At 68.4% G+C, this 1,488-nt stretch carries 1 protein-coding gene; it reads right to left on the bottom strand.

What is annotated here, in order from left to right:
- Positions 1-1,487: phosphomannomutase/phosphoglucomutase (locus tag NVS89_RS22870; RefSeq protein WP_258735092.1), on the bottom strand; the 1,487-nt coding region annotated here is incomplete at its 3' end.
- Position 1,488: the final 1 nt, after the last annotated feature.

Genomic DNA, 1,488 nt, shown 5'->3' with positions numbered 1-1,488 from the left:
TTATAGGCGCCCACTTCCGGGTGGGTGCGCAGCACGCCGTCGACCAGCCTGAACATGTCGCGCATGCGCGCCTCCGACACCGGGCTCTCCACCACCACGACCAGCTCCGGCTTGTTCGAGGACGCCCGCACCAGTCCCCACGAGCCGTCCTCCACCGTCACCCGCACCCCGTTCACCGTGACCAGGTCGCGGATCGGCTGGCCGTCGATCGTCTCGCCCCGCGCCTTCATCGCCTCGAAGTGCTTCACCACCGCCTCGACCACACCGTACTTGGTCTCGTCCGCGCAGTGCGGCGACATGGTCGGCGAGGACCAGGTCCGCGGCAGCGCGTCCCGCAGCTCGGAGAGCTTCCTGCCCGGGTTGCGGTCCAGCATGTCGAGGATGGCGATCGCCGAGACCAGGCCATCGTCATAGCCGCGCCCGATCGGCCGGTTGAAGAAGTAGTGGCCCGACTTCTCGAACCCGACCAGCGCCCCGCTCTCGTGCACCCGGCGCTTCATGTAGGAGTGCCCGGTCTTCCAGTAGTCGGCCTTCACGCCGTTGGCGTTGAGCACCGGGTCGGTCATGAACAGACCGGTCGACTTCACGTCCACCACGAAGGTCGCGCCGGGGTGGAGCGCGGAGAGGTCGCGCGCCAGCATCACCCCCACCTTGTCGGCGAAGATCTCCTCGCCCTGGTCGTCCACCACCCCGCAGCGGTCGCCGTCGCCGTCGAAGCCGAGCCCGACATCCGCCCCCGAGGCCAGCACCGCGTCGCGCATGGCGTGCAGCATCTCGAGGTCTTCCGGGTTGGGATTGTACTTCGGGAAGGTGTGGTCGAGCTCGGTGTCGAGCGGCACCACCTCGACCCCCAGCGCCTCCAGGATGCGCGGGGCGAAGGCGCCCGCCGTGCCGTTGCCGCAGGCCACCACCGCCTTCACCGGGTGCTTCAGCTTCGGCCGGTCGGTCAGGTCCTTGATGTAGACCTCGGGGAAGTCGGCGACATAGCGGTAGCCGCCGCCCGGGCGCGCCTGCCCGGCGCCCGAGAGCACGATCTCCTTCAGCCGGCTCATCTCGTCGGGGCCGAAGGTCAGCGGCCGGTTCACCCCCATCTTCACCCCGGTCCAGCCATTGTCGTTGTGCGAGGCGGTGACCATGGCGACGCAGGGAATGTCGAGCGCGAACTGGGCGAAATAGGCCATCGGCGACAGAGCGAGGCCGATGTCGTGCACCTTCACCCCGGCCGCCATCAGCCCCAGCGCCAGCGCCTGCTTGATCGAGGCCGAATAGCCGCGGAAATCGTGCCCGGTCACCACTTCCGGGCGCACCCCGAGCTCGTGGATCAGCGTGCCCAGCCCGAGCCCCAGCGCCTGCACCCCCATCAGGTTCAGCTCCGAGCCGAACAGCCAGCGCGCGTCATATTCGCGAAACCCCGTCGGCTTCACCAGAGGCACCGTCTCATACGCATAGGTGTTCGGAACAAGTGACGCCGAGGGCTTCGGGAACATG

The organism is Ancylobacter mangrovi (assembly GCF_024752355.1).
Lineage (GTDB): Bacteria > Pseudomonadota > Alphaproteobacteria > Rhizobiales > Xanthobacteraceae > Ancylobacter > Ancylobacter mangrovi.
The sequence above is the reverse complement of the archived record's forward strand: the minus strand, read 5'-3'. Positions and strand labels throughout refer to the sequence as shown.